The sequence below is a fragment of the Sphingomonas sp. UYP23 genome (assembly GCF_054059235.1).
Map to the genome: position 1 here is coordinate 1725521 of NZ_JBSSBX010000001.1, position 22452 is coordinate 1747972.

At 67.3% G+C, this 22452-nt stretch carries 19 protein-coding genes; 10 read left to right on the forward strand and 9 right to left on the reverse strand.

Annotated elements, in window-relative coordinates; all coding sequences use genetic code 11:
• Positions 1 to 39: 39 nt before the first annotated feature.
• A complete protein-coding gene (gene cobU, locus ACVWYO_RS08585; protein WP_457349887.1) occupies positions 40 to 561 on the forward strand; it encodes a bifunctional adenosylcobinamide kinase/adenosylcobinamide-phosphate guanylyltransferase in 522 nt (173 codons plus the stop codon).
• A gap of 19 nt (positions 562 to 580) precedes the next feature.
• Here cobU and ACVWYO_RS08590 read toward each other — a convergent pair whose 3' ends face one another.
• Complete coding sequence (locus tag ACVWYO_RS08590; RefSeq protein WP_457349889.1) at positions 581 to 3028, reverse strand: PAS domain-containing protein; 2448 nt, start codon at positions 3026 to 3028, stop codon at positions 581 to 583.
• A gap of 443 nt (positions 3029 to 3471) precedes the next feature.
• On the reverse strand, positions 3472 to 4947 hold the full coding sequence (locus ACVWYO_RS08595) for an ATPase domain-containing protein (protein WP_457349891.1): 1476 nt from the start codon (positions 4945 to 4947) through the stop codon (positions 3472 to 3474).
• 153 nt (positions 4948 to 5100) lie between these two features.
• On the opposite strand from ACVWYO_RS08595, the gene ACVWYO_RS08600 reads away from it, so the two are divergent.
• The 3 genes from ACVWYO_RS08600 to ACVWYO_RS08610 all read left to right on the forward strand — a co-directional run bounded on the left by ACVWYO_RS08600 (position 5101) and on the right by ACVWYO_RS08610 (position 7990).
• Positions 5101 to 6249 carry a zinc-binding dehydrogenase gene (locus ACVWYO_RS08600; protein WP_457349893.1) on the forward strand — a complete coding sequence of 383 codons (1149 nt, stop codon included), beginning with the start codon at positions 5101 to 5103 and terminating at the stop codon, positions 6247 to 6249.
• A 92-nt stretch (positions 6250 to 6341) separates the two neighbouring features.
• Positions 6342 to 7043 carry a hypothetical protein gene (locus ACVWYO_RS08605; RefSeq protein ID WP_457349895.1) on the forward strand — a complete coding sequence of 234 codons (702 nt, stop codon included), beginning with the start codon at positions 6342 to 6344 and terminating at the stop codon, positions 7041 to 7043.
• A gap of 170 nt (positions 7044 to 7213) precedes the next feature.
• On the forward strand, positions 7214 to 7990 hold the full coding sequence (locus ACVWYO_RS08610) for a Crp/Fnr family transcriptional regulator (RefSeq protein ID WP_457349897.1): 777 nt from the start codon (positions 7214 to 7216) through the stop codon (positions 7988 to 7990).
• Positions 7991 to 8022: 32 nt separating this feature from the next.
• Here the strand turns inward: ACVWYO_RS08610 and ACVWYO_RS08615 are convergent, their stop codons facing one another.
• Genes ACVWYO_RS08615 through ACVWYO_RS08625 form a run of 3 tightly spaced genes read right to left on the reverse strand, consistent with a single transcriptional unit; the run spans position 8023 to position 13840 of the window.
• Positions 8023 to 9444, reverse strand: a complete 1422-nt coding sequence (locus ACVWYO_RS08615) for an efflux transporter outer membrane subunit (protein ID WP_457349899.1) — start codon at positions 9442 to 9444, stop codon at positions 8023 to 8025.
• A complete protein-coding gene (locus tag ACVWYO_RS08620) occupies positions 9441 to 12644 on the reverse strand; it encodes an efflux RND transporter permease subunit (protein WP_457349901.1) in 3204 nt (1067 codons plus the stop codon). Before ACVWYO_RS08620 ends, ACVWYO_RS08615 begins: the two co-directional genes overlap by 4 nt.
• Positions 12641 to 13840 carry an efflux RND transporter periplasmic adaptor subunit gene (locus tag ACVWYO_RS08625; protein ID WP_457349903.1) on the reverse strand — a complete coding sequence of 400 codons (1200 nt, stop codon included), beginning with the start codon at positions 13838 to 13840 and terminating at the stop codon, positions 12641 to 12643. Before ACVWYO_RS08625 ends, ACVWYO_RS08620 begins: the two co-directional genes overlap by 4 nt.
• A gap of 153 nt (positions 13841 to 13993) precedes the next feature.
• On the opposite strand from ACVWYO_RS08625, the gene ACVWYO_RS08630 reads away from it, so the two are divergent.
• From ACVWYO_RS08630 to ACVWYO_RS08655, 6 genes are all read left to right on the forward strand, one after another.
• The gene (locus ACVWYO_RS08630; protein WP_457349905.1) at positions 13994 to 14671 is read left to right on the forward strand and encodes a response regulator; all 678 of its coding nucleotides are present in this window, start codon (positions 13994 to 13996) and stop codon (positions 14669 to 14671) included.
• On the forward strand, positions 14668 to 15987 hold the full coding sequence (locus ACVWYO_RS08635) for a sensor histidine kinase (RefSeq protein WP_457349907.1): 1320 nt from the start codon (positions 14668 to 14670) through the stop codon (positions 15985 to 15987). The genes ACVWYO_RS08630 and ACVWYO_RS08635 overlap by 4 nt, the downstream gene beginning before the upstream one ends.
• Before the next feature lie 70 nt (positions 15988 to 16057).
• Positions 16058 to 17551, forward strand: a complete 1494-nt coding sequence (locus ACVWYO_RS08640; protein WP_457349909.1) for a PAS domain S-box protein — start codon at positions 16058 to 16060, stop codon at positions 17549 to 17551.
• A gap of 140 nt (positions 17552 to 17691) precedes the next feature.
• Positions 17692 to 17949 carry a GlsB/YeaQ/YmgE family stress response membrane protein gene (locus tag ACVWYO_RS08645; protein WP_457349911.1) on the forward strand — a complete coding sequence of 86 codons (258 nt, stop codon included), beginning with the start codon at positions 17692 to 17694 and terminating at the stop codon, positions 17947 to 17949.
• Positions 17950 to 18010: 61 nt separating this feature from the next.
• Positions 18011 to 18613 (forward strand): general stress protein, encoded by a 603-nt coding sequence (locus tag ACVWYO_RS08650; RefSeq protein ID WP_457349912.1) that lies wholly within the window; start codon positions 18011 to 18013, stop codon positions 18611 to 18613.
• 24 nt (positions 18614 to 18637) lie between these two features.
• Positions 18638 to 18946, forward strand: coding sequence for a hypothetical protein (locus tag ACVWYO_RS08655; RefSeq protein WP_457349914.1), 309 nt, complete (start codon positions 18638 to 18640; stop codon positions 18944 to 18946).
• A 61-nt stretch (positions 18947 to 19007) separates the two neighbouring features.
• Here the strand turns inward: ACVWYO_RS08655 and ACVWYO_RS08660 are convergent, their stop codons facing one another.
• The 4 genes from ACVWYO_RS08660 to ACVWYO_RS08675 all read right to left on the reverse strand — a co-directional run bounded on the left by ACVWYO_RS08660 (position 19008) and on the right by ACVWYO_RS08675 (position 22450).
• Positions 19008 to 19874, reverse strand: a complete 867-nt coding sequence (locus tag ACVWYO_RS08660; RefSeq protein WP_457349916.1) for a class I SAM-dependent methyltransferase — start codon at positions 19872 to 19874, stop codon at positions 19008 to 19010.
• Positions 19875 to 20010: 136 nt separating this feature from the next.
• Positions 20011 to 21411 (reverse strand): threonine synthase, encoded by a 1401-nt coding sequence (gene thrC, locus ACVWYO_RS08665; protein WP_457349918.1) that lies wholly within the window; start codon positions 21409 to 21411, stop codon positions 20011 to 20013.
• Between the two features lie 11 nt (positions 21412 to 21422).
• Positions 21423 to 22058, reverse strand: a complete 636-nt coding sequence (locus ACVWYO_RS08670; RefSeq protein WP_457349921.1) for an SURF1 family protein — start codon at positions 22056 to 22058, stop codon at positions 21423 to 21425.
• Positions 22055 to 22450, reverse strand: a complete 396-nt coding sequence (locus ACVWYO_RS08675) for a DUF983 domain-containing protein (protein ID WP_457349923.1) — start codon at positions 22448 to 22450, stop codon at positions 22055 to 22057. The genes ACVWYO_RS08670 and ACVWYO_RS08675 overlap by 4 nt, the downstream gene beginning before the upstream one ends.
• Between the last annotated feature and the right edge of the window lie 2 nt (positions 22451 to 22452).

Consider the following 22452-nt stretch of genomic DNA (forward strand, 5'->3'; position numbering starts at 1 on the left):
CCGCTTGCCACGCGCAAGCCCGCGACAAGGACGCCGCCAATGCCCGTCTCCACGAAAAGCCTGTTGGTGCTCGGCGGTGCGCGCTCGGGCAAGAGCCGCCACGCCCAGGCGATCGCCGAGGCGCGCGGCGGCGCGCTCGTTTTCATCGCCACCGCGCAGGCCTTTGACGGCGAAATGACCGACCGCATCGCGCGCCACCGCGCCGATCGCGACGCACGCTGGCGGACGGTCGAGGCACCGCTCGAGCTGCCCGCGGCGATCACCGCTGCCGACCGCCCGGGCGCGACGTTGCTCGTCGATTGCCTGACGCTGTGGGCGTCGAACCTGCTGCTCGCCGAGGCCGATACCGATGCCGCCGCGGACGCGCTCGTCGCCACGCTCGCGCGGATCGGCGCGCCGATCGTGCTGGTCTCGAACGAGGTGGGCTTCGGCATCGTTCCGGACAATGCGCTCGCCCGCCGCTTCCGCGACATCGCCGGCCTGCTCAACCAGCGCGTCGCGGCGGCGGTATCCCAGGTCGATTTCGTGATCGCCGGGTTGCCGCAGCGGCTGAAAGGCTAACGCCGGCAGGTCCGCCGCGTCACGCGCCGTCCGCGCGCTTGGCCCCGGTCCCGAGCAGATCGCGAATCCGCGTGCTCATCACGTCCATCGGAAACGGCTTGGTCAGGATGTGCATCCCGGGGTCGAGATGCCCGTTGCCGATCACCGCATTCTCGGCATAGCCGGTGATGAACAGGATCTTGAGATCGGGCCGCTTCTGCCGCGCGGCATCGGCGAGCTGGCGCCCGTTCATCCCCTTGGGCAGACCGACATCGGTGATCAGCAGATCGATCCGCGCCGGCGATTCGAGGATCGCGAGCCCCGCCGGCCCATCGGCCGCCTCGAGATAGTTGCAGCCGATGTCCGACAGCAGATCGGTCACCAGCATCCGCACGGCATCCTCGTCATCGACCACCAGCACCGTCTCGCCGCTCGCCAGCGGGAGCGCGACCTCGCTCGGCGTCGCGACCTCGTCGAGCGCATCCTGGCCGATCACGCGCGGGAAATAGAGGCACATCGTGGTGCCCTGCCCAAGCTCGGAGTAGATGCGGACCTGCCCCCCCGACTGGCGCACGAAGCCATAGATCATCGACAGGCCCAGCCCGGTACCCTCCCCCAACGGCTTGGTGGTGAAGAACGGGTCGAACGCCCGCTCGATCGTCTCGGGCGTCATGCCCGAGCCCGTATCGGTGACGCACAGCGAAATGTACTGCCCCGGCGGCAATTGCCGTTCGGCCGCGCCCTTATCGTCGAGCCATTTGTTCGCGGTTTCGATCGTGATGCGCCCGCCGTCCGGCATCGCGTCACGCGCATTGATGCACAGGTTGAGCACCGCGTTTTCGAGCTGGTTGGGATCGATCAGCGCGGTCCACAGCCCGCCCGCGCCGACCACCTCGAGTTCGATCGTCGGCCCGACCGAGCGCCGCAGCAGATCGTCGAGGCTGACGATCAGCCGGTTGATGTCGGTCGGCCGCGGATCGAGCGTCTGGCGGCGCGAAAAAGCGAGCAAACGGTGCGTCAACGCCGCGGCGCGCCGCGCCGCCTGTTGGGCTGCCTCGACATAGCGCTCGATATCGCCCGTGCGCCCCTGACGGACGCGGATCTGCATCAGCTCGAGGCTGCCCGAAATCGCGGTGAGCAGATTGTTGAAATCGTGCGCGATGCCGCCGGTCAGTTGCCCGACCGCCTCCATCTTCTGCGCTTGGCGCAGTTGCGCCTGCGCCGCCTCGAGCTCGAGCCGCGCCTCCTTTTCCGCGGTAATGTGGCGCCCGCTGGCGTAGACCAGCCCGTCGCCCGAAGATGCCACCCACGATACCCAGCGATATCCCCCATCGCGGTGTCGGACGCGATTTTCGAACTGGTGCAGGCGCCCGGTGAGTGCCTTGTGATAGGCCGCTTCGGATGCCGTCACGTCGTCGGAATGGATGAATTCGAGATACCGGCGCCCCGTCATGTCGCGCGGATACCAGCCGAGGATTTCGGCCCAGGCGGGATTGACCGCGATGAAGCGTCCCTCGGGGTCGATCACGCCGAGCAGATCCTGCGAATTCTGCCACGTTCGATCGCGCTCGCGCGTTCGCACCTCGACCTCGCGCTCGAGCGAATCCGCCAGATTGGCGAGCGCCGTCTCAGCGTTGCGGCGGTCGATCGCCGATTGCGTACGGTTGGCGACGTCGCGGATAAAGGCAATGTCCTCCGCCGACCAGGGCCGCACGCCCGCATGGTTGAGATAAAGCAAGGCGACGAACTGGCCGTTGTCGAGGATCGGCATGTTGACGAACGCGCGCGCCGAAATTGCCTCGAGTGCGCCCGCCCCGTCCGCGGTGCGCGGGTCGAGCCGGACATCGCCGATCGCGGCCGTGTCGCCGCGCTTGAGATCCTCGATATACGATCCGTAATCGCGGAAATGCAGCGTGCCGGCGATGCTCTCGATCCCAGGCATGTTCCAGTCGCGCTTGACGGTGATCGTCTCGCGCACCGGGTCGATCGTCCCATAGCCCGCGCGGCTCACCCCCATCGTCTCGCCGAGAATGCGCGCGGCGAGGAACGACATCTTGTCGGCATTGGTCATGTGCCGCAGCGCGTCGCCGAGTTCGAGCAGCGCGCGCTGGCGCAGCGCATCCTGCCGCCGCTCGGTGATCTCGTGCGACACCCCGACCAGCTGGACAACCGCACCCGACAGGTCGCGCTCGACGCGCCCGTTGATCTGCACCCAGTGCAGCGACGCGTCGGGCCACACGCAGCGCGCCTCGAGATCGAGATCGGCGCCGGTCTCGATCGATTCGGAAAGCGCCGCATCGAGCAAGGCGCGGTCCTGCGGATGGATCGCCGCGATCAGATCCTCGAAATCGAAGCGATCGCCCTGACCGCGGCCGAAATGGGCCTTGCTGTCGTGCGCGGCGCGCAGCGTGCGCGAGGGCATCGCCAGCGTCCAGGTGCCAAGTCCACCGGGCCGACAGAGCAAGCTTGAGGCTCGCTTGCCCGTCATTGATCTCTTCGAGCCGCTTGCGCGCCTGATATTGCCGCACGCGTGCCCGCGACGCCGCCTTGGCAAGGCTGATCAGCGTGGTCGGGTGGAACGGCCGTTCGAGAAAGGTGACGTTGCCGAGCGTTTCGAGCAGACGCACCGCAGCGGGATTGCGCTCGAGCCCACCACCACGCTCCGTCAGCAGGATGAAGGGGAAGTCCGACCATTCCTGCTGGTCGGTCAGGAACGCGGCGAGCTCGCGCAGATCGGCATTGCGCAGTGCTTCCTCGGTAACGATCGCGAACCCCGCGCCGCTCCGCAGCGTCGCGACGAACCCGGCAAGATCGGGCACGGTCTCCGCCGCCAGCCCGGCCTCGGCCAGCATCGCCTGCGCGATGGCGCCGTCGCGACCCCGCGGCGCAAGCACCACCGCACCTTCTGCAAACGTACGGTTCAACGGTCGTTCAAGCCTTCGTGCCTAGGAGCCCTTCACCGTCCCCCACCAAGGTCGGCACGCCCCGCAACACCCCCTGAAAGCCGGTCAACGGCTCACCAAGCCTGATCCCGTCGTCGCCGATCATGAACTCGCGGATCGTATCCTCGTGGGGACCGGTCCGCTTCTTAACGACCGAAATCGCTCTTCGGACCCGTCCGCGCGCCTCGAAATATCGCAGCAGAATAACGGTATCGGCGAGATAGGTGACGTCGACCGGCGACTTCATGTCGCCGACCAGCCCACGCTGCGCGACCGTCAGGAAGGTCATCACGCCCTGCCGGTTCAGATATTGCAGCAGCTCGTGCATGTGCAGGATCAGCGCCTGCTCTTCGGGCATCGCCGCCTGATAGCCGTTGAGGCTGTCGACCACGACGGTGCGCGCCGCGTGCTTCTCGACCGAGGCGCGGACGATCTCGGAGAATTCGCCCGGCGACAGTTCGGCGGCATCGACCTGTTCGATCGCGAGATTGCCAGCATCGACCATCGCCTGCAGGTCGATCCCGAGCCCCTTCGCGCGTTCGAACAGCAGCCCCAGTTCCTCATCGAACACGAACATCGCCGCGCGCTCGCCGCGATCGACCGCCGCCTTGACGAAGCCGAGCGTCAGCAGCGATTTGCCCGTCCCCGCCGGCCCCAGGATCAGCGTGCTCGCGCCACGGGCAAAGCCGCCGCCGAGCAGCGCGTTGAGCGGGGCATTGTCGACGGCCACGATCTCGCGCGAGAAATCGGTCTTGTAGGCCGCGGCGACCAGGCGCGGGAAGACGCGGATGCCGCCGGTCGCGATGATGAAGTCATGATAGCCGCCAAGATATTTGCGACCGCGATATTTCAGGACGCGCAGCCGGCGACGCTCGGGACCGTAATTGGGCGACAGCTCTTCGAGCCGGATCACTGCGTGCGCGACGCTGTGAACGGTCTTGTCGCCGACATCGGCGGTGAGATCGTCGAGCATCAGCACGGTCGCATCGGCCTTGGCGAAATAGTGTTTGAGCGCGAGGATCTGGCGGCGATAGCGCAGCGAACTCTGCGCCAGCAGACGGATCTCGGACAGGCTGTCGAGCACCACGCGGGTCGGCTTGATCCGCTCGAACGCTTCGAAGATGCGCTTGGTCGTCTCGCCAAGCTCGAGATCCGACGAATAGAGCAGGCTCTGCTGCTGCTCGGCATCGAGCAGGCTTTCGGGCGGCACGAGCTCATAGACGGTAAGCTCGGGCGCAAGCGTCCAGCCGTGCGAGGCGGCACCGTCGCGCAGTTCCTCGGCGGTCTCGGACAAGGTGATGTACAGCGTGCGCTCGCCCGCCGCTGTGCCCGCCATCAGGAACTGCGTGGCGATCGTCGTCTTGCCGGTGCCGGGGCTGCCCTCGAGCAGGAACAGACGGCCGCGGGTCAGCCCACCGGCCAGGATATCGTCGAGGCCTGTCACCCCGGTCGCGCAATTGGTCATCGAGCCTCGCTACACAGGCGTCGTCTTGCTCCATGCCACGCGCCGCCTGCTGGCATCCGTATCAAAGGATCGCAGTGGTGAGAACCATGTTCGCACTCGCGCGCACGTCGCCGAATGGCTAGGGTTGCCGCCAAATACGGAGAGGAAATTACTATGACAGATCATGTTCCGAGCACAGGATTGCAGCTGCTGTCGCGCGTCACCAAGGATGCGCAGCTCGAAGTTTCGCTGGTCGATCAACCCGTTGCCGAGCCGCGCGACGATCAGGTCGTCGTCAAGGTGCTGGCGACTCCGATCAACCCGTCGGATCTCGCCTTGCTGTTCGGCGCAGCCGACATGAGCAGCGCCGCGGCGACGACCCGCGACGGCCACCCGCTCGTCACCGCCCCGGTATCGCCTGGCGGGATGCGCGCGATGGCGACCCGGCTCGATGAAGCGATGCCGGTCGGCACCGAGGGCGCCGGGATCGTCGTCAAGGCAGGCGCCTCGCCCGCCGCGCAGGCCTTGCTCGGCAAGACCGTGGCAATGCTCGGCGGCGCGATGTACGCGCAATATCGCGTGCTGCGCGTCGCCGAGTGCATGCTCCTCCCCGACGGCACCGCGCCCGCCGACGGCGCCTCGTGCTTCGTCAACCCGCTGACCTCGCTCGCGATGACAGAAGTGATGCGCCGCGAGGGCCACACCGCGCTGATCCATACCGCCGCGGCGTCGAACCTCGGCCAGATGCTCGTCAAGATCTGCCTCAAGGATGGCATTCCGCTCATCAACGTCGTGCGCAGCCCGGAACAGGCCGAATTGCTCCGCGGGATCGGCGCGCAGCACGTCGCCGATTCGAGCCAGCCCGATTTCCTCGACACGCTGACCGCGATGATCACCGAGACCGGCGCGACGCTCGCCTTCGACGCGATCGGCGGGGGCAAGCTTGCCGGGCAATTGCTCAGCTGCATGGAGGCCGCCGCGGTCAAGCGGATGACCACCTATAGCCGCTACGGGTCGGACACGTTCAAGCAGGTCTATATCTATGGCGGGCTCGACGTCGGGCCGACCACGCTCAACCGCAACAGCTATGGATTCAGCTGGTCGCTCGGCGGCTTCCTGCTGACGCCGTTCCTTATCAAGATCGGGGGCGAGGCCGTGCAGGCGCTCAAGGATCGCGTCGTCGCCGAGCTGACGACGACCTTCGCGAGCCACTACACCCATGAGATCTCGCTGATCGAGGCGCTCCAGCCCGACATGATCGCAGCCTATAATCGCCGCGCGACCGGCACGAAATATCTGATCTGCCCACAGAAAGCGGGTTAATCGACGCTCCGTGTCGCGCGCGCAGTTGCAAAAAGGAACCAGCGTGCGCGATACTGCGTTCGAACCAAGCGAATCTGTTCGAGATCTTGTCCATGACCAGACACCGAAGGACTGCCGAGCGTGCTGGCCATGCGGAAAATTCCGTGCTGCGGGCCGAGGTTGCGGCGTTGCGCGCGCAACTCGAGGCCGCAGACGCACGCTCGGCAACGCTGTTGAGCACGATCAGGTCGCTCTTCGCACGGACCGTTGATTCAGGCGGAACGATCGACTCGATTGCGGGTCATTTCGATGCGCGGCTGATGGTGCTCGCCCGCTTCAAGCAAGATCCGAGCGGATCGCATGATCTCGAAATGCTGATCCGCGATGCGTTGCGCGAATTTCACTTCGGCGAGGATCCGCGAATCGTGATCACAGGCCGGATCGCGTGGCTGCAGCAGGCGCAAGCGCAGCCGCTGGCGCTCGCGTTGCACGAGTTGGTCACCAACGCGCTGAAGTTCGGCGCCTTGTCGCGGCGCGGGGGGCGGCTGCACATCAGCTGGGCCGTGGTCGCGGACGAGCTGTGGTTCGAGTGGAACGAGACGGGCGTTTCGGTTGAGCCGAGCATGACCGCGCATCATGGCGTCGGACGCGCCGTGATCGAGCAGACATTGCCTGACACGCTTGATGCGCACACCCGTTTCGTGCTGCGTCCGGGCGGCCTGCAGTGCCATATCGCGTTCCCGCTCGTGGCCCATTACGACGTGCCCCGGCCACGTGGCGCAGGCTGCGCGCCCGATCTTAGTTCATTGCAATAACAAGAGAATGCGCCGCGACCTCACGACGAATTTTCGACGAAACGACCCGACTATTTCGCTCGATTGATCTACATTATTGCCGGTACAGCAATCTTTCTGCAGGATCGGACGTCAGCGAGTACGCCATGCTCATGGCGCTGGAGTGTTCACCCCATTGCATTCGGGTTATCATGGACCAGCAAACCGCTCGTTACGATTTCGACCACGCAAGACGGGGGGCCGGCGTTCTCGAGGACCCCTTTGCCCCCCTCATCGCGAAGCTGCAGCGCATCGCGCGACTCGACGACGACGATGTCCGGGCGATCCGCGCTTGGCCGATCCGCATCCAGAACGTTCGCGGCAATGGCTATCTCCTTCGCGACGGGCAGATGGTGCGCGATTGCAGCCTGGTGCTCGATGGGCATGCCTTTCGCAGCAAACTGACAGGCGTCGGGCAACGTCAGATCCTGTCCTTCCATCGGCGCGGCGATATCGTCGATCTCCATCATCTCGAGTTGCGCGCCGCCGATCATAATGTGCAGGCGCTCAACGAGGCACGGATCGCGTGGATTCCCATCGATGCCATCCGCGCGACGATCGATACGCGCCCGGGCATCGCGCGCGCGCTGTGGCGCGACACGCTGATCGACGGATCGATCCAGCGCGAATGGATCCTCAACGTCGGTCGGCGCGACGCGCGGACGCGGATCGCACATCTGCTGTGCGAGCTGATCTACCGCCGCGAAGGGCCGCCCCCACGCGAAGAACGACGCCGCTTCGAGCTGCCGATGAGCCAGGAGCAGATTGCCGATGCGACCGCACTGACCCCGGTGCACGTAAACCGGATGCTGCAACATCTCGAAGCCGAGCAGTTGATCGCGCGCGAACGCCGCATGTTTGTGGTGCAGGACTGGGACGCTTTATGCCGCGTCGCCGATTTCGACCCGGCCTACCTTCACCTTGATTAAGCAACCTCGGCGGCGGGCAAGCACACACTCCGCTAGTCCGCCGTCACGCCACCGCCCACTGCCTGGAACAACGCGACGGTATCGCTGAGCCGCGCCGCGCGCGCCTGGATAACGAGCGAGCGCGCCTGCGCGTCGGTCGCGGTCGCGTTGAGCAGGGCAAGCGTGCCGACATCGCCCAAAGCGAGCTGGCGGCGGATGAAACCGAGCGCGCGCGCCGACGAATCCCCCGCCCGCGACGCCGCGTCATAGGCGTCGGCATCGGTGCGCAGCCCCGTCAGCGCGTCGGACACATCGCCAAACGCTTGCAGCACCGTCGCGCGATATTGCGCCTTGGCCCCATCGAGTGCGGCTTCGGCAGCGCGTTGCTGATGCCGCAACGCGCCTGCGTGGAAGATCGGCTGCGTCACGCCGCCGAGCACCGACCAGAACGGATTGCCGCTCTTGAACATGTCGAACAGATGCTGCGCGGTGCCGCCACCGCTGGCCTCAAGCTGAATGCTGGGCAGCCGCGCCGCAATCGCGGTTCCGACATCGGCGGCAGCGCCCTCGAGCTGCGCGCGCGCTGCTCCCACATCGGGCCGCCGCGCGACCAGATCCGACGGCAGCAGCACCGGCAGGTCCTGCGGCAGCGCGAGCGCCGTCAGCGACGGCAGCGCCGGGAGCGCGCTGCCAGGGGTGCGCCCGATCAGCGTGGCGATGACGACGCGCTGATGCGCCTCGGCGCGGATCAGCGCCGGCAGCGCGCTTTGCGCGGTCGCGAGCGCCGCCTGTTGCGCCGCCACATCCGCCGCACCGACCGCGCCAAGCTGCTGCCGCTTGAGCAATTGCGTCAGGATGTCGCGATTGACCGAGACGCTCGTCTGCACCGCGCCGATCTGGTCGGCGAGCGACGCGCGCTGGATCACCGCCTGGACGAGATTGGCGAGCACCGTCGTGCGCGCGGCATCGAGCCGGTGGCGCTGCACCTCGGCCAGCGCGCGCGCCGAGCGAATCCGCGTCTTGATGCCGCCGAACAGATCGGGGTTGTACGTGACACTCAGCTGCGCGGTGTGCAGCGTATAGAGCTGCTGGTTCGAATCGATCACCGCGGGCGAGAGCGCATTCGACACACGCGTACGCTGCGCCTGGTAACTGGCATCGACTTGCGGCAGTGCGCTGCCTGCGGTGGCCGATGCCTGCTCGCGCGCCTGGCGCAAGGTCGCATCGGCGACGGCGATGTCGGTGGCGTGCGCCATCGCTTCGCCGACCAACGCGTCGAGTTCGCTGCTGCCAAAGCTGCGCCACCACTCGCGCGGGACTTCGGCAATCCGGGTGGCTTGCGCCGGCCCTTGCGGCGGCGCGAAGCTTTCCTGTGCTGGCGCCGGGGGCAGTGTTACGGACGGTAGCACCGCGCGCGGCCCCATCGCGCACGCACTGACGCCGCAGGCGAGCAGGCTGATTGCGATCCGCTTCATGCCAGCGCCTCCCCATCGGTTTCGGGATGCGGATGATGCCCGACGTCCTGGCCATGCGCGCCGCGATCCTCAGGCGCGACGCGGTGCGAGAACAGGTCGATCAGCACCGGCAGGACGAGCAGGATGAGGATCGGCGCGAGCGTCATCCCGCCGACCACGACGAGCGCGAGCGGCTTCTGCACCTGGCTGCCGATCCCGTTCGACAGCGCCGCGGGCAGCAACCCGATCGCCGCGACGAGGCAGGTCATCACCACCGGGCGCAGGCTATGCCGCACCGTCGTCGCGATCGCGCCGTCCCGCGCGACGCCCTCGTCGATCGCGTGATTGAAGGTGGTGACGACCAAGATGCCGTCCATTACCGCGATCCCGAACAAGGCGACGAAGCCGATCGCCGAGGAGATGCTGAACGCCGTCCCCGACACGGCAAGCGCAAGCACACCGCCGATGATCGCCATCGGGATCGCCGAGAAGGCGAGCAGGCTGTCGCGGATCGAGCCGAAATTGGCGTAGAGCAGCAGCAGGATCAGCAACAGGCTGATCGGCACCACGACCTCGAGCCGCGCGACGGCGTTGTTGAGATTGTCGAGCTCGCCCGCCCATTCGAGATGATAGCCCGGCGGAAGATGGACGCTCCGCGTGATCTCCGCGCGCGCCTGATCGACCGCACCTCCAAGGTCGCGCCCGCGGACCGAGAATTTGATCGGGATGTAGCGCTCCTGATGCTCGCGATAGATGAACGACGCGCCCGAGGTCAGCCGCACGTCGGCGACTTCAGACAGTGGCACCTGGATCGTCCCCGTTCCATTGGGCGAAGGCGCACCGACCGTGATCCGGCGGATCGAATCGATGCTGTCGCGCTGTTCGGCGCGCAGGCGGACGATGATCGGGAAGTGGCGGTCGGTGCCCTTCTCGTACAGGTCGGCGCTCGATTGGCCGCCGATCGCCGCGGCGACGGTCGCGTTGATGTCGTCGGGCGTCAGGCCGTAGCGCGACGCGCGCGCGCGATCGACGTCGATCCGCACCGTCGGCTGGCCGAGCGACTGGAACACGCCGAGATCGACGATACCGGGCACGTGCGCCATCTTGTCCTTGATCTGGTCGGCATAGTGTTCGAGCGTCGCGAGATCGGGGCCGAACAGCTTGATCGAATTGGCGCCTTTCACGCCCGAGGCGGCCTCCTCGACATTGTCCTCGATATATTGCGAGAAGGAGAAGTCGACGCCCGGGTATTTGGCCTGGAGCTTCTTCGACAGCTCGGCGGTCAGCGTTTCCTTGGTCACGCCTGAAGGCCACGTCCCGAACGGTTTCAACGGCACGAAGAACTCGGCGTTGAAGAAGCCGGTCGAATCGGTCCCGTCATCGGGCCGACCATGCGCAGAGAGCACCGATTCGACTTCGGGATAGGATGCGATCATCCGCCGCACGCCGTCGACCACCGGCTGCCCCGCCTCGAGGCTGATCGATGCGGGGAGGCTCGCGCGGATGTACATATTGCCTTCCTCGAGATGCGGCAGGAATTCGATCCCGAGCGAGCGCACGCCGACCATCGCCGCGGCGAGCAGCAGCAACGCGCCCCCGACCGCGAGCACGCGGTTGCCGAGCGCGAAGGCGGCGGCGGGTTCGTAGGCGCGGCGCAGCTTGCCGACGATCCATGTCTCGACCTCGGACAGCCGGTCGGGGAGCAGCAGCGTCGCGAGCACCGGGGCGACCGTGAAGGTCGCGATCAGCCCGCCGGTGATGGCATAGGCATAGGTCTTCGCCATCGGCCCGAAGATATGCCCCTCAACCCCGGTCAGCGTAAACAGCGGCAGGAAGCTCGCGATGATGATCGCGGCGGCAAAGAAGATCCCGCGGCTGACCTCATGGCTCGCGCCGAGCACCGCCGAGAAGCGGCTCGCCATCGTGTAATGCCCCCCGGTTCCAGCCAATCGCCCGTTTTCGACATGCGCCGAGCGCTCGACCATGTGGCGGAAAACGTTCTCGACCATGATGACGCTCGCATCGACCACCAGCCCGAAATCGAGCGCGCCGACCGACAGCAGGTTCGCGCTCTCGCCCTGCAGCACGAGGATCAGGATCGCGAAGGCGAGCGCGAACGGGATCGTCGCGGCGACGATGATCGCGCTGCGCAGATTGCCGAGGAAGGCCCATTGCAGGAAGAAGATCAGCGCGATCCCGGCGACGAGATTCTCGAGCACGGTGTGGATCGTCAGCTTGATCAGATCCGAGCGGTCATAGACGCGGTCGAGATGGACGCCCGGCGGCAACAGCCCCGAGGCGTTGATGTCGGACACTTCCTTCTGCACCGCCTGGATCGTCGGCATCGACTGCGCGCCGCGCTGCATCAGCACGATGCCCTGCACGATATCGTCTTCATTGTTGTAGCCGGCGATGCCGAGTCGCGGTTCGTTGCCGATCTGGACGCGCGCGACGTCCTTCAACAGGATCGGCTGTCCGTTCGCGCTGCCGACGAGCACGTTATCGATGCCGCCGACCGACTGGATCAAGCCGACGCCGCGGACGATCGCCGCCTGCGACCCGAAATTGATCGTCTGCCCGCCGACATTGCCGTCGCTCTTCGACAGCGCGGCGAGCACCTGCGACACCGTGACGCCGTGTGCCGCGAGCCGATCATTGTCGATCACCACGTCATAGGCGCGCAGCTTGCCGCCCCAGCCGGTGACGTCGATCACGCCCGGAATGCGCTTGAAGCGGCGTTGCAGCACCCAGTCCTGCAGCGTCTTCAGATCCATCACCGAATAGCCCGGCGGCGCAGTGATCTTGTAGCGATAGATCTCGCCCACGGGGCTCGTCGGCGACAGCGTCGGCTGCGCGCCCCCCGACAGCGGCGGCAGCTGCGACAGGCGGTTGATCACCTGCTGCTTGGCGGCTTCGTTGCTCAGGTCATAACTGAACTGAATCTTGATGTCGGACAGACCGAACAGCGAGATCGCGCGGATCGCGGTGAGGTGCGGGATGCCCGCCATGCCGACCTCGATCGGGATGGTGACGTTGCGCTCCATCTCCTCGGCCGACAGGCCTTGCGTCTGCGTGATGACCTCGACCATCGGCGGGACGGGATCGGGATAGGCCTCGATATTGAGGTTCCAGAAGCCGACCGCCCCCGCCACCAGCATCGCGACGAAAACGCCGACGATCAGCAGCCGCTGGCGCAGCGCGAATTCGACGATGCGGTTCATTCGCCGAGACCTGCCTCGTTGACGAACAACGCACCCGCAGTAACGATGCGCTCGCCCGGCGTAAGGCCGCTGACGATCACGACCTGCCCGTCCTGCTCTTCGCCGGCGGTGACGGTACGGCCTTGCAACAGCCCGTCGGGTCGCACCACCCAGACGCGCGCGGCATCGCCCTCATGGATCACCGCGGCGGCCGGCACGCGCAGCGCCGCGCTCTGCTGCGGCCGCTGAATCGAGAAGCTCGCGAACATCTGCGGCTTCAACGCGTCGTCGGGATTGGCGATCGTCGCGCGCACCGGCAAGCGGTGCGTCTGCGGGTCGAGCGCCGCGCCGACAAGGTCGATCCGCGCGTGGAAACTGCGCCCCGGCAGCGCGGGGGTGGTGACCGTCACGGCATCACCGACATGCACCGAACTCGCGTCGCCCTCGGCGAGCTGCGCGATCAGCCAGACGTGCGCGGGGTCGGTGATCGTCATCACCGGCTTGTCGCCGCCCTGCGCGACATATTGCCCCGCCGCCACATCGCGCGAGGCGATCAGCCCGCCGACCGGGGCGTGCAGCGTTGTGCGGTCGTGGATCCCGGCGACTTCGCCGACGCGTTCGAGCGCGCTGATCTCGCCCGCCGACTTGCCGAGGATCGCGAGCTTGTCGCGCGCCGCGCCGAGTGCGACTGCGGCGGTGCGCGCGGTGGCTTGCGCGGCGATCAGGTCGGTCTGTGCCTGCTGGTAATCCTTTTGCGCGCCGCCTGCGGTCTCGAAGATCTGGCGCTGGCGCTCGGCATTGCGCGTCGCGGTGGAGAGCTGCGCCTGCGCGTTCTGCAAAGCCGCGCGCGCGCTGAACAGCCCGCTGCGCGCATCGACGAAATCGCTCGTCTGGATCAGCAGAAGCGGCTGCCCCTGCTTCACATATTGCCCGGCATCGGCGAGCACCTTCACCACCTGCCCCGCATACGGGAGCAGCACCGGCGTGCTGCGATCGCCATCGACGGTGATCGCGCCGCTCGCGAGCGTACGATGATCCGATTCGCCAACGCCGATGCGGAGCGTCTTGAGCCCGGCCATTTGCTCGGACGTCAGGCGAAGCGTGCCGGGCGGCGGCGTCTGCGGGGGCGCGGCGTCGTGGTGGAACAGCGCGGCGATCGCGCTCCACAGCAGCACAAGCGCGATCGCCACCCCTGCGACGATGGCGAGCCAGCGCATTTGCTTCCCCCGCGACAGGCTACGGGTGTGGGGCAGCGTCTGGGGGGGAACGGTCGTGTGCATCGAAGGACCTGCTGTGATTTGGCTGTCAGCCCTAGGCGCGCTCGCTTACAGTCGGCTTACAGATGCCGCAGTGCACAAAGAAAAGGTCCGATGCGCGTACTATTGGTCGATGATGAGCTTGCGGTCGCGACGGCGCTCGCCGATGCGCTGGTCCGGCGTGGCGTCGCGATCGACCATGCGCAGACGATCGAAGCGGCCGAAGCCTATCTCGAAGCGAGCGACTATGCCGCGGTGCTGCTCGATCTCAGCCTGCCCGATGGCGACGGTATGGGCCTGCTGACTCGGATGCGCGCGCGCGGCGATACGCGCCCCGTCCTCGTCCTCACCGCGCGCGGCGCGATCGACGCGCGGATCCGCGGGCTCAACGCGGGCGCCGACGAATATATGGTCAAGCCGTTCGACCTGGACGAACTCCACGCCCGCCTGCTCGCGATCCTGCGGCGGCGCGACGGGCATGTCGGACGCGCGCTGCAGTGCGGCGCGCTCAGCTTCGCGGTCGAGACGCGCGTCGCCTCGGTCGGCGAGCGTGTGCTCGGCCTGTCGGCACGCGAGACCGAATTGCTCGAACTGCTGCTGCGCCGCGTCGGCAAGGTCGTCCCCAAGCGGATCGCCGAGGATCATCTGTTCGGGCTCGACGGCGATCTCGGGTCGAACGCGATCGAGGTCTATGTCCACCGCCTGCGCAAGCGGCTCGACGAGGCGGCGACCGGCGCGCGGATCGAGACGGTGCGCGGCGTCGGCTACATGCTCCTCGCCACGTCGGCATGATGCGCGCGCCGCGCTCCTTGCTCGGGCAATTCGTTGTGCTGCACATCGCGGTCGCACTGATCGCGACCCTGACCTTGCTGTGGAGCGCGACGACATTGCTCCACCAGACCGCCGATCGCTTCCAGCGGACTCTCCTCGTGCGCCAGGCGCAGGTCGTCGCCGAGGCCCATGCGCGCGGCGCGCGCACAATCGCGGCGATCCCGCTGATCAACGGCATGGCGGTCGCCACCTTCGGCAGCGATCGACGGATCGACCACAGCAGCGGCCCCGCGCGGCGCGCGATCCTTGCCGCCGCGCCGCTCGACAGCCGCGCGCATTTCTTCCGCCGGGGTGCGGTCGAGGGGTATAGCCTGCCGACGCGCGACGGCTGGATCGTCGTGTCGCAGGACGACACCGATCCCGAGGTCGTCACCGACGATATCGTGCGGACCTTTCTCAAGCGCTTCTTCCTGCTCACGCTGCCGATTGCCGCGCTCGTCCCGTTGATCGGCGTGCTGCTCGCGCGACGGCTGACGCTGCGGATGCGCGCTGTCTCGGCGATCGCGGCGACGATCGGCCCGCAATCGTTCGACACGCGGCTGCCGCGCGGCGTCCTCCCGACCGAGGCCGAACCGCTCGCCGAGGCGACCAATGCCGCGCTCGATCGGCTGGTCGCCGCGCTGCACATCCAGAGCGCGTTCGCGGCCGACGTATCGCACGAACTGCGCACCCCGCTCGCCGCGATCCGGCTGCGCGCCGACGCGATTGGCGACGCTGGCGTGCGCGCCGACCTGATGGCATCGGTCGATCGCGCTGCGCGCGTCATCGGGCAGCTGCTCGCGCTCGCCGAGCTCGAGCAACCGCATGTCGTCGAGGCTGGACCGATCGATCTCGCGGCGCTCGCCGAGAGTGTCGTCGCCGACCGCGCGCCGGGCATCGTCGCCGGCGGGCGGACGATCGCACTTGAGACCGCCTACGATCCCGCGCCGGCGCACGGCTATCCCGATGCGATGATCCTCGCGCTCGAAAACCTGGTCGACAATGCGGCCAAATACACGCCCGCAGGCGCGACAATCCTCGTTCGGGTCGGTCCGGGCGCGCGGCTGAGCGTGATCGACGATGGCGTCGGCGTTCCCGAGGCGAAGCTGGCGCGGCTCAAGGAGCGCTTCTGGCGCGGTGCCGATCGCGGCGTCGAGGGATCGGGCATCGGCCTGTCGCTGGTCGATCGCATCGCGTGCGCGCATGGCGGCGCGCTCAGCATCGCACACGGACCGAACGGCCGGGGCCTGATGTTCGCGATCCTGCTCCCCGACACCTGCGATCCCCCTGCGCCCTGATCGTACCCGCCCGATGCGACCTTCTGCACCCTGTCGGCGTTGTGCGCGGAGCCGCGACGAAAGGGAGCCGATGCCAGCCAGCAAGACCGTTACGTCGGACCAGCCCGACCGCGAACAGCTCCACCGTATCGTCGCGGGGCTGAGCGACGGCGTCGTGCTGATCGAACCCGACGGGCGGATCGTCTGGGCGAACGCGGCGGCGCTGGCGATGCACGGTTGCACCGAACGCGCCGAGCTCGGCGCGACCGTCAGAGCCTATCAGCAGCGCTTCGAATTGCGGCTGCGCGACGGCCAGCCGATGCCCGCCACCGCCTATCCGATGGCGCGGCTGTGTCGCGGCGAGGCGTTCGAGGATGTCGTGATCGACGTCCGCAAGACGCATCAGGCCGAGCCCGACTGGGTCCACCGCGCGCGCGGCTTCGTGCTCGATCGGGATGGCAAGCCCGATTGCCTCGTGCTCATCCTGTGCGACGCGACCGAAGCGTTCGAAGCCGAGGAACGCTTCGAGAGCATGTTCAACGCCAATCCCGCCCCGGCGCTGATCGTGCGGCTGTCGGACCTGCGCTATGTGCGCGTCAATTGGGGGTTCCTCGATCTGTCGGGGTGGGAGCGCGACCAGATCATCGGCCGCTCGCTCTACGATCTCGATATCCTCGATCAGGCGGCGGAGAAGGACAAGGCCAAGGCGCGGCTCGCCAAGGGCGACGCGATCCCGCAGATGGAGGCCGATCTGCCGCTGCCGAACGGCGACACCAAGCTCGTCCTGCTCGCCGGGCATCCCGCCGAGATGCCCAATAACGAGCAGTGCATGATCTTCACCTTCGCCGATCTCGACCCGCGTCGCCGCGCCGAGACGGCATTGCGGCAGAGCGAGGAGCGCTTCGCGACGGTGTTCCGCTTCGCGCCGGTGCCGATGCTGCTGACCAGCCTCGACGGGCACCGCATCCTCAACGTCAACCACGCCTTTCTCGCGCTCACCGATTGGGGGCATGACAGCGTGGTGGGCCGCAAGCCCGCCGAGATCGAGCTGTTCGAAAGCGGCGCGACGCGGCGCGAGATCGAGAAGAAGGTGTCGGAAAGCGGGTCGTTCCGCGGCCATGAAGTCCAGGTCAAGACGCGCACCGGCGTGCTCGTCACCTGCCTCGCCGCTGCCGAGACGGTGACGATCAACGGCCAATATTGCATCCTCGCCGCGTTCCAGGACATTAGCGAGCGCAAGCGCACCGAACTCGACCTGATCGCCGCGATCGAAGGGGCGATGCAGGATTCGAGCTGGCTCAGCCAGAAGATCATGGACCGGATGGCGGCGTTGCGCGGGCCGGCCGCGCAGGCGGGGACGACCGGCCCAAGCGTCGAGCTTACCCCGCGCGAGCGCGAGGTGCTCGCGCTGATCACCCAGGGCAAGACCGACGATGCGATCGCTACGGCGCTCTCGCTCAAGCGCAATACCGTGCGCAACCATGTCGCGCGGCTCTACGCCAAGATCGGGGCGCACAGCCGCGCCGAGGCGATCATTTGGGCGCGCGACCGCGGGCATCAATTGGGCTTTGACGCCGCGGCCTGACGCCGCAGGGTAGCGTTTTATTCGTATATTAGGTGCCGACGCACCTATCGAACAGGTGCCTGCGCATCTTTGGCGGCCACCCCCGCCCCCCTAATTTCTCTCTCATCCGGGCCATCGCCCGGCCTGAGAGGAGAACATCAATGTCCATTCTTGCCTGGATCATCCTTGGCCTTGTCGCCGGCTTCATCGGCAGCAAGATCGTCAACCGCAGCGGCGAGGGCGTCATTCTCGACATCGTGCTCGGCGTCGTCGGCGCTGTCGTTGGCGGGTTCCTGTTCAACCAGTTCGGCGCGGCCGGCGTCACCGGGCTCAACATCTACAGCCTCGTCGTCGCGGTGATCGGCGCGATCGTCGTGCTCGTCCTCTACCATCTCGTGGTGCGCGGCACCGCCCGCTGAACCTCCGACTTTCCACCCCATCGACCCCCGGCCACCCCCCGGCCGGAACCAGGAGCATATCATGACCCAGACCATCACAGGCTTGTTCGACCGCTACGACAACGCGCGCCGCGCAGTGCAGGATCTCGAAGCGGCCGGCGTGGCGCATCGCGACATCAGCATCGTCGGCCGTGACAAGAGCCATCCCGAAGACGGCGCGCGCGACGCCGCGGCCGAAGATGCCGGCGCAGGTGCCGGGATTGGTGCCGCGGTCGGCGGCGTCGGTGGCTTGCTCGCCGGAATCGGTCTGCTCGCGATTCCCGGCATCGGTCCGGTGGTTGCGGCGGGCTGGCTCGCGGCGACCGCAGCGGGCGCTGCTGGCGGCGCGTTGGTCGGCGCGGCAGCCGGCGGGATCGTCGGTGCGCTGACGCAGGCGGGCGTTCCCGAGGCCGACGCGCATGTCTATGCCGAGGGTGTCCGCCGCGGCGGGACGCTCGTCACCGCCAAGGTTGACAAACCGCTCGTACCGACCGCGCGGCAGATCCTCGGCGACGATCGCACCGTCGACGTCGCGGGCCGACGCCAGGCGTATGAGTCGCAGGGCTGGAACCGCTTCGACGACTCCGCGCCGGCCTATTCGGAAAGCGACATCGCCGCCGAACGCGCCCGCTACGATCGCGTCTGACCCCTGAGCTTGAAGGAGAACACCATGCGTATCGCAACAACCCTGCTACTCGGCACCGCCCTGCTTGCCGTCCCTGCGCTTGCGCAGACCGGCCCAGCCAAGAGCAATGCCGCGATCAAGACCGCACATACCGTCGATGACGGTGCCTCGCGCGGTGGCGCCAATTCGTTCACGCAGGCCCAGGCGCGCGAGTATATCGCCAAATCGGGCTTCACCAACGTCTCGGCGCTGACCAAGGACGATCATGGCGTCTGGCGCGGCACCGCCAAGAAGGGCGGCCGCTCGATCCATGTCGGGCTCGACTTCAAGGGCAATGTCGCAACCGGCAAGTAACCGGGGACGGGCGCGCGCTGCTATCCGCGGTGCGCGCCCGCTACCGATCCGTCCGGATTGCTCAGCGCGTCCAGCGCGCGAAGATCGCGGTCGGCAGCAGGAGCCCGCGCGCTTCCTCGCGCACTGCCATCTCACCGACTTCGACCGTTCCGCCGAGATCGGACAGCGCCTGGCGCACGACCTCGCCGATCGCCAGCGCCGACATGCGTACGGCGTAGACGGTGAGGACGAGGAACTTGCTGTCCTTGTCGAGCAGGCGGCGGCAATCAACGATCAGCCCGGGCAGCCCCTCCTCGAGCTTCCACACTTCGCCGTCGGGCCCACGACCAAATTTGGGCGGATCGAGGAAGATGCCGTCGTACCGCTTCTCGCGTCGCACCTCGCGCGCGGCGAACTTGGCGGCGTCGTCGACCATCCAGCGGATCGGGCGATCCGACATGTCCGACAGGAAGGCGTTGGCCTTGCCGGCGTCGACCGATTTCTTCGAGGCATCGACATGCGTCATCGCGGCCCCCTTCGCCGCGAGCGCGAGCGTGCCGACGCCGGTATAGCCGAACAGATTGAGCACCTGATCGCCCTCGGCAACCTTGCCGCGCATCCACTCCCATTGCGGCGCCATGTCAGGGAAGAAAGCGAGATGGCGGAACGGCGTATTCTGCGCGGTGAAAAGCACCTCTTCCCACCGCACGTGCCAGCCGCCGCGCGGTACGTCGCGCGACAGATGCCAGCGACCGCCGCCATCCTCGTCCGATGCGCCGATGAAATCGCCATCGGCTTCCCAGCTGTCCGACGCAGGCGCCCACATCGCCTGTGGCTCGGGGCGGATGAAGCGGAAGCGGCCATAGCGCTCGAGCTTTCGGCCATGCCCTGAGTCGATGAGGCCGTAATCCTGCCAGGGTTCGGCGATGAGGGTGATGAGGTCGTTCATATCGTACGCCCCTCCCTGGAAGGGAGGGGTTGGGGGTGGGTCGGCTGATGGAGCGAGGTCAGGCCAGACAACGGGCCAACCCACCCCCGGCCCCTCCCTTCCAGGGAGGGGAGGAAGACGTGCATGCCCGCGCCCATCACCGCGCACTCGCCCGCTCGGCGATATACGCCGTCACCGCCTCGAACGTCCCCGGCAGCGTGGCATAGCGCTCCTCGCGCTCGAACAGGTCGCCCATCCGCGCCGGCAGCGACGGCCGCTGCCCGGTCGCGCGCTCGACCGCGTCGCGGAACTTGGCGGGATGCGCGGTCGCCAGCGTGACGACCGGCACATCCGCCGGCAGGTCGGCACGGCGCGCGGCGGCAAGGCCGATCGCGGTGTGCGGGTCGATGATCTGACCGCTCGCCTCGCACGCCCAGCGCATCGCCAGCGCCATGTCGTCCAAGTCGATCCGGTCGCTCGTGAACAGCGCGCTCGCACCCTCGCGCTGCGCATTGGTAAGGCGCATCGCCTTCGACGTCTCGAACCCGCGCATCTGATCGGCGAGCGCATGCCCGTCACGACCGCCCAGATCGAACAGCAGCCGCTCGAAATTGCTCGACACCTGGATGTCCATCGACGGGCTCGGCGTCGGCACGACGGTGCCTTGCGAATAGTCGCCCGCGCTCAATGCGCGGTGGAGGATGTCGTTGACGTTGGTCGCGACGATCAGCTTGGCGACCGGCAGACCCATCTTGGCCGCGACATAGCCTGCGAACACATCACCGAAATTGCCCGTCGGCACCGAGAAGGCGACCGCGCGCTCGGGTGCGCCCAAACGGACCGCGGCGTAGAAATAATAGACGATCTGCGCCATCAGCCGCGCCCAGTTGATCGAATTGACCGCCGACAGCGCGAACTTGCCCGAGAAAGCGGGGTCGTTGAACATCGCCTTCACCAGCGCCTGCGCATCGTCGAAGCTCGCATCCTCGAGCGCGATGTTGTGGATGTTGGGCGCGATCACCGTCGTCATCTGCCGCCGCTGGACATCCGACACCCGGCCCTTGGGGTGGAGCATGAAGACATCGACCCCGGCGCGCCCCGCGAGCGCGTTGATCGCCGCCGAGCCAGTATCGCCCGAGGTCGCGCCGACCACGGTCACCTGCTGCGTCGATCCGGTGAGGAAGCGTTCGAACAGCAGCCCCAACAGCTGCAGCGCGACATCCTTGAAGGCAAGCGTCGGTCCGTGGAACAGTTCGAGCAGCCATTGCCGCTCGTCGAGCTGCGCGAGCGGGACGACCGCGGCGTGCGCGAAGCGGCCATAGGCCTGCGTGCAGAGCGCGCGAAGATCGTCCTCGCTCAGCGTGCCCTCGACAAAGGGCAGCATCACGGCGACCGCGGTGTCGACATAGGACAGGCCACGGAGCGCCGTTATCTGCGCAGTCGAGAAGCTCGGCCAGCTTTCGGGCAGATAGAGTCCGCCATCCTTGGCAAGGCCCGCGAGCGTTACGTCGCGAAAGTCGAGGGTCGGCGCGGAGCCGCGCGTGCTGATATAGCGCATGGCGCCTTCGGTTAGCGAGGTGAAGCCGACTCGGCAACCGTTCGCCGCCGAAGCGCGAGCGCATAGATAATTGCGGCAAGGGCTGCGAACACGAACCATTGTACCGCATAAGCCAGATGATTGTTGGGCACCGCCGAAAGATCGGGGCCCGGATTAGGGTCGAGCCCGGCCGCCGGTGGATCGGCGACAAGCATCAGCGTCTTGGGCGTACCCTCGCCGACCATGCCCGCGATCAGCGCCGCATGATCGGGCGCGTAGGTCAGATATCCGGTTACGGGCCCGCCTTTCCAGTCGGGCTTGGCGTGCGGATCGTTGCCGAATCCGAGCTGTACCGTAAAGCCTGGACCTTCTGCGCCGGTGCGGCACCGCGCGATCTGGCGCCAGCCGGTGCCGCCGCGGGCATTGCGGCCGCCTTCGATCGCGAAGCTGATCGGCTGCAGGCATAAGGCGCTGGCCCGGCGGAACAGCAAGGTCGCGTCGGTCGCGTCGCGCGGGAAGGCCATCGGCGGCAACGTCACGTTGCGCGCATAGCGCGCCAGCAACGCCGCCTTCTGGCTGCGGCGCTCGAGCTGCCAGATGCCAAGTCCGATCATAGCGACGATCGCGAGGCTGACGATGAGCGTCGCGACAACCGGGACTCGCTTCACGGCAGCGTCTCGGGCGGGGTGATGCGGCCTTCATGCGCGGCGGTGCGATATTCCGAGCCGAGCAAGGCCGCCTTGGCGATGCGCAGCGATCCGACCACGCCGACGACCGTAACCGGCAGCCAGATCAGCATCTGCAGCCAGATCGGCGGGCCATAGGCAAGCTGGATCGTGATCGCGAGCCCGACGACGACCGCGCCGAGCACCAGGGTCAGGATCGCTGCGGGCCCGTCGCCGACGTTGAAAGTGGTGAAATCGAGCCCGCAGACTTTGCAGCGATCGCTGAAGTCGAGCAGCCCCTTGAACAGCCCGGGCGCCCCGCAGCGCGGGCACAGGCCCTTGAGCGCGGCGGCAACGGGCGTAGGCGCCACGGCCTTGGCCCGTTGCTCGGTCACTG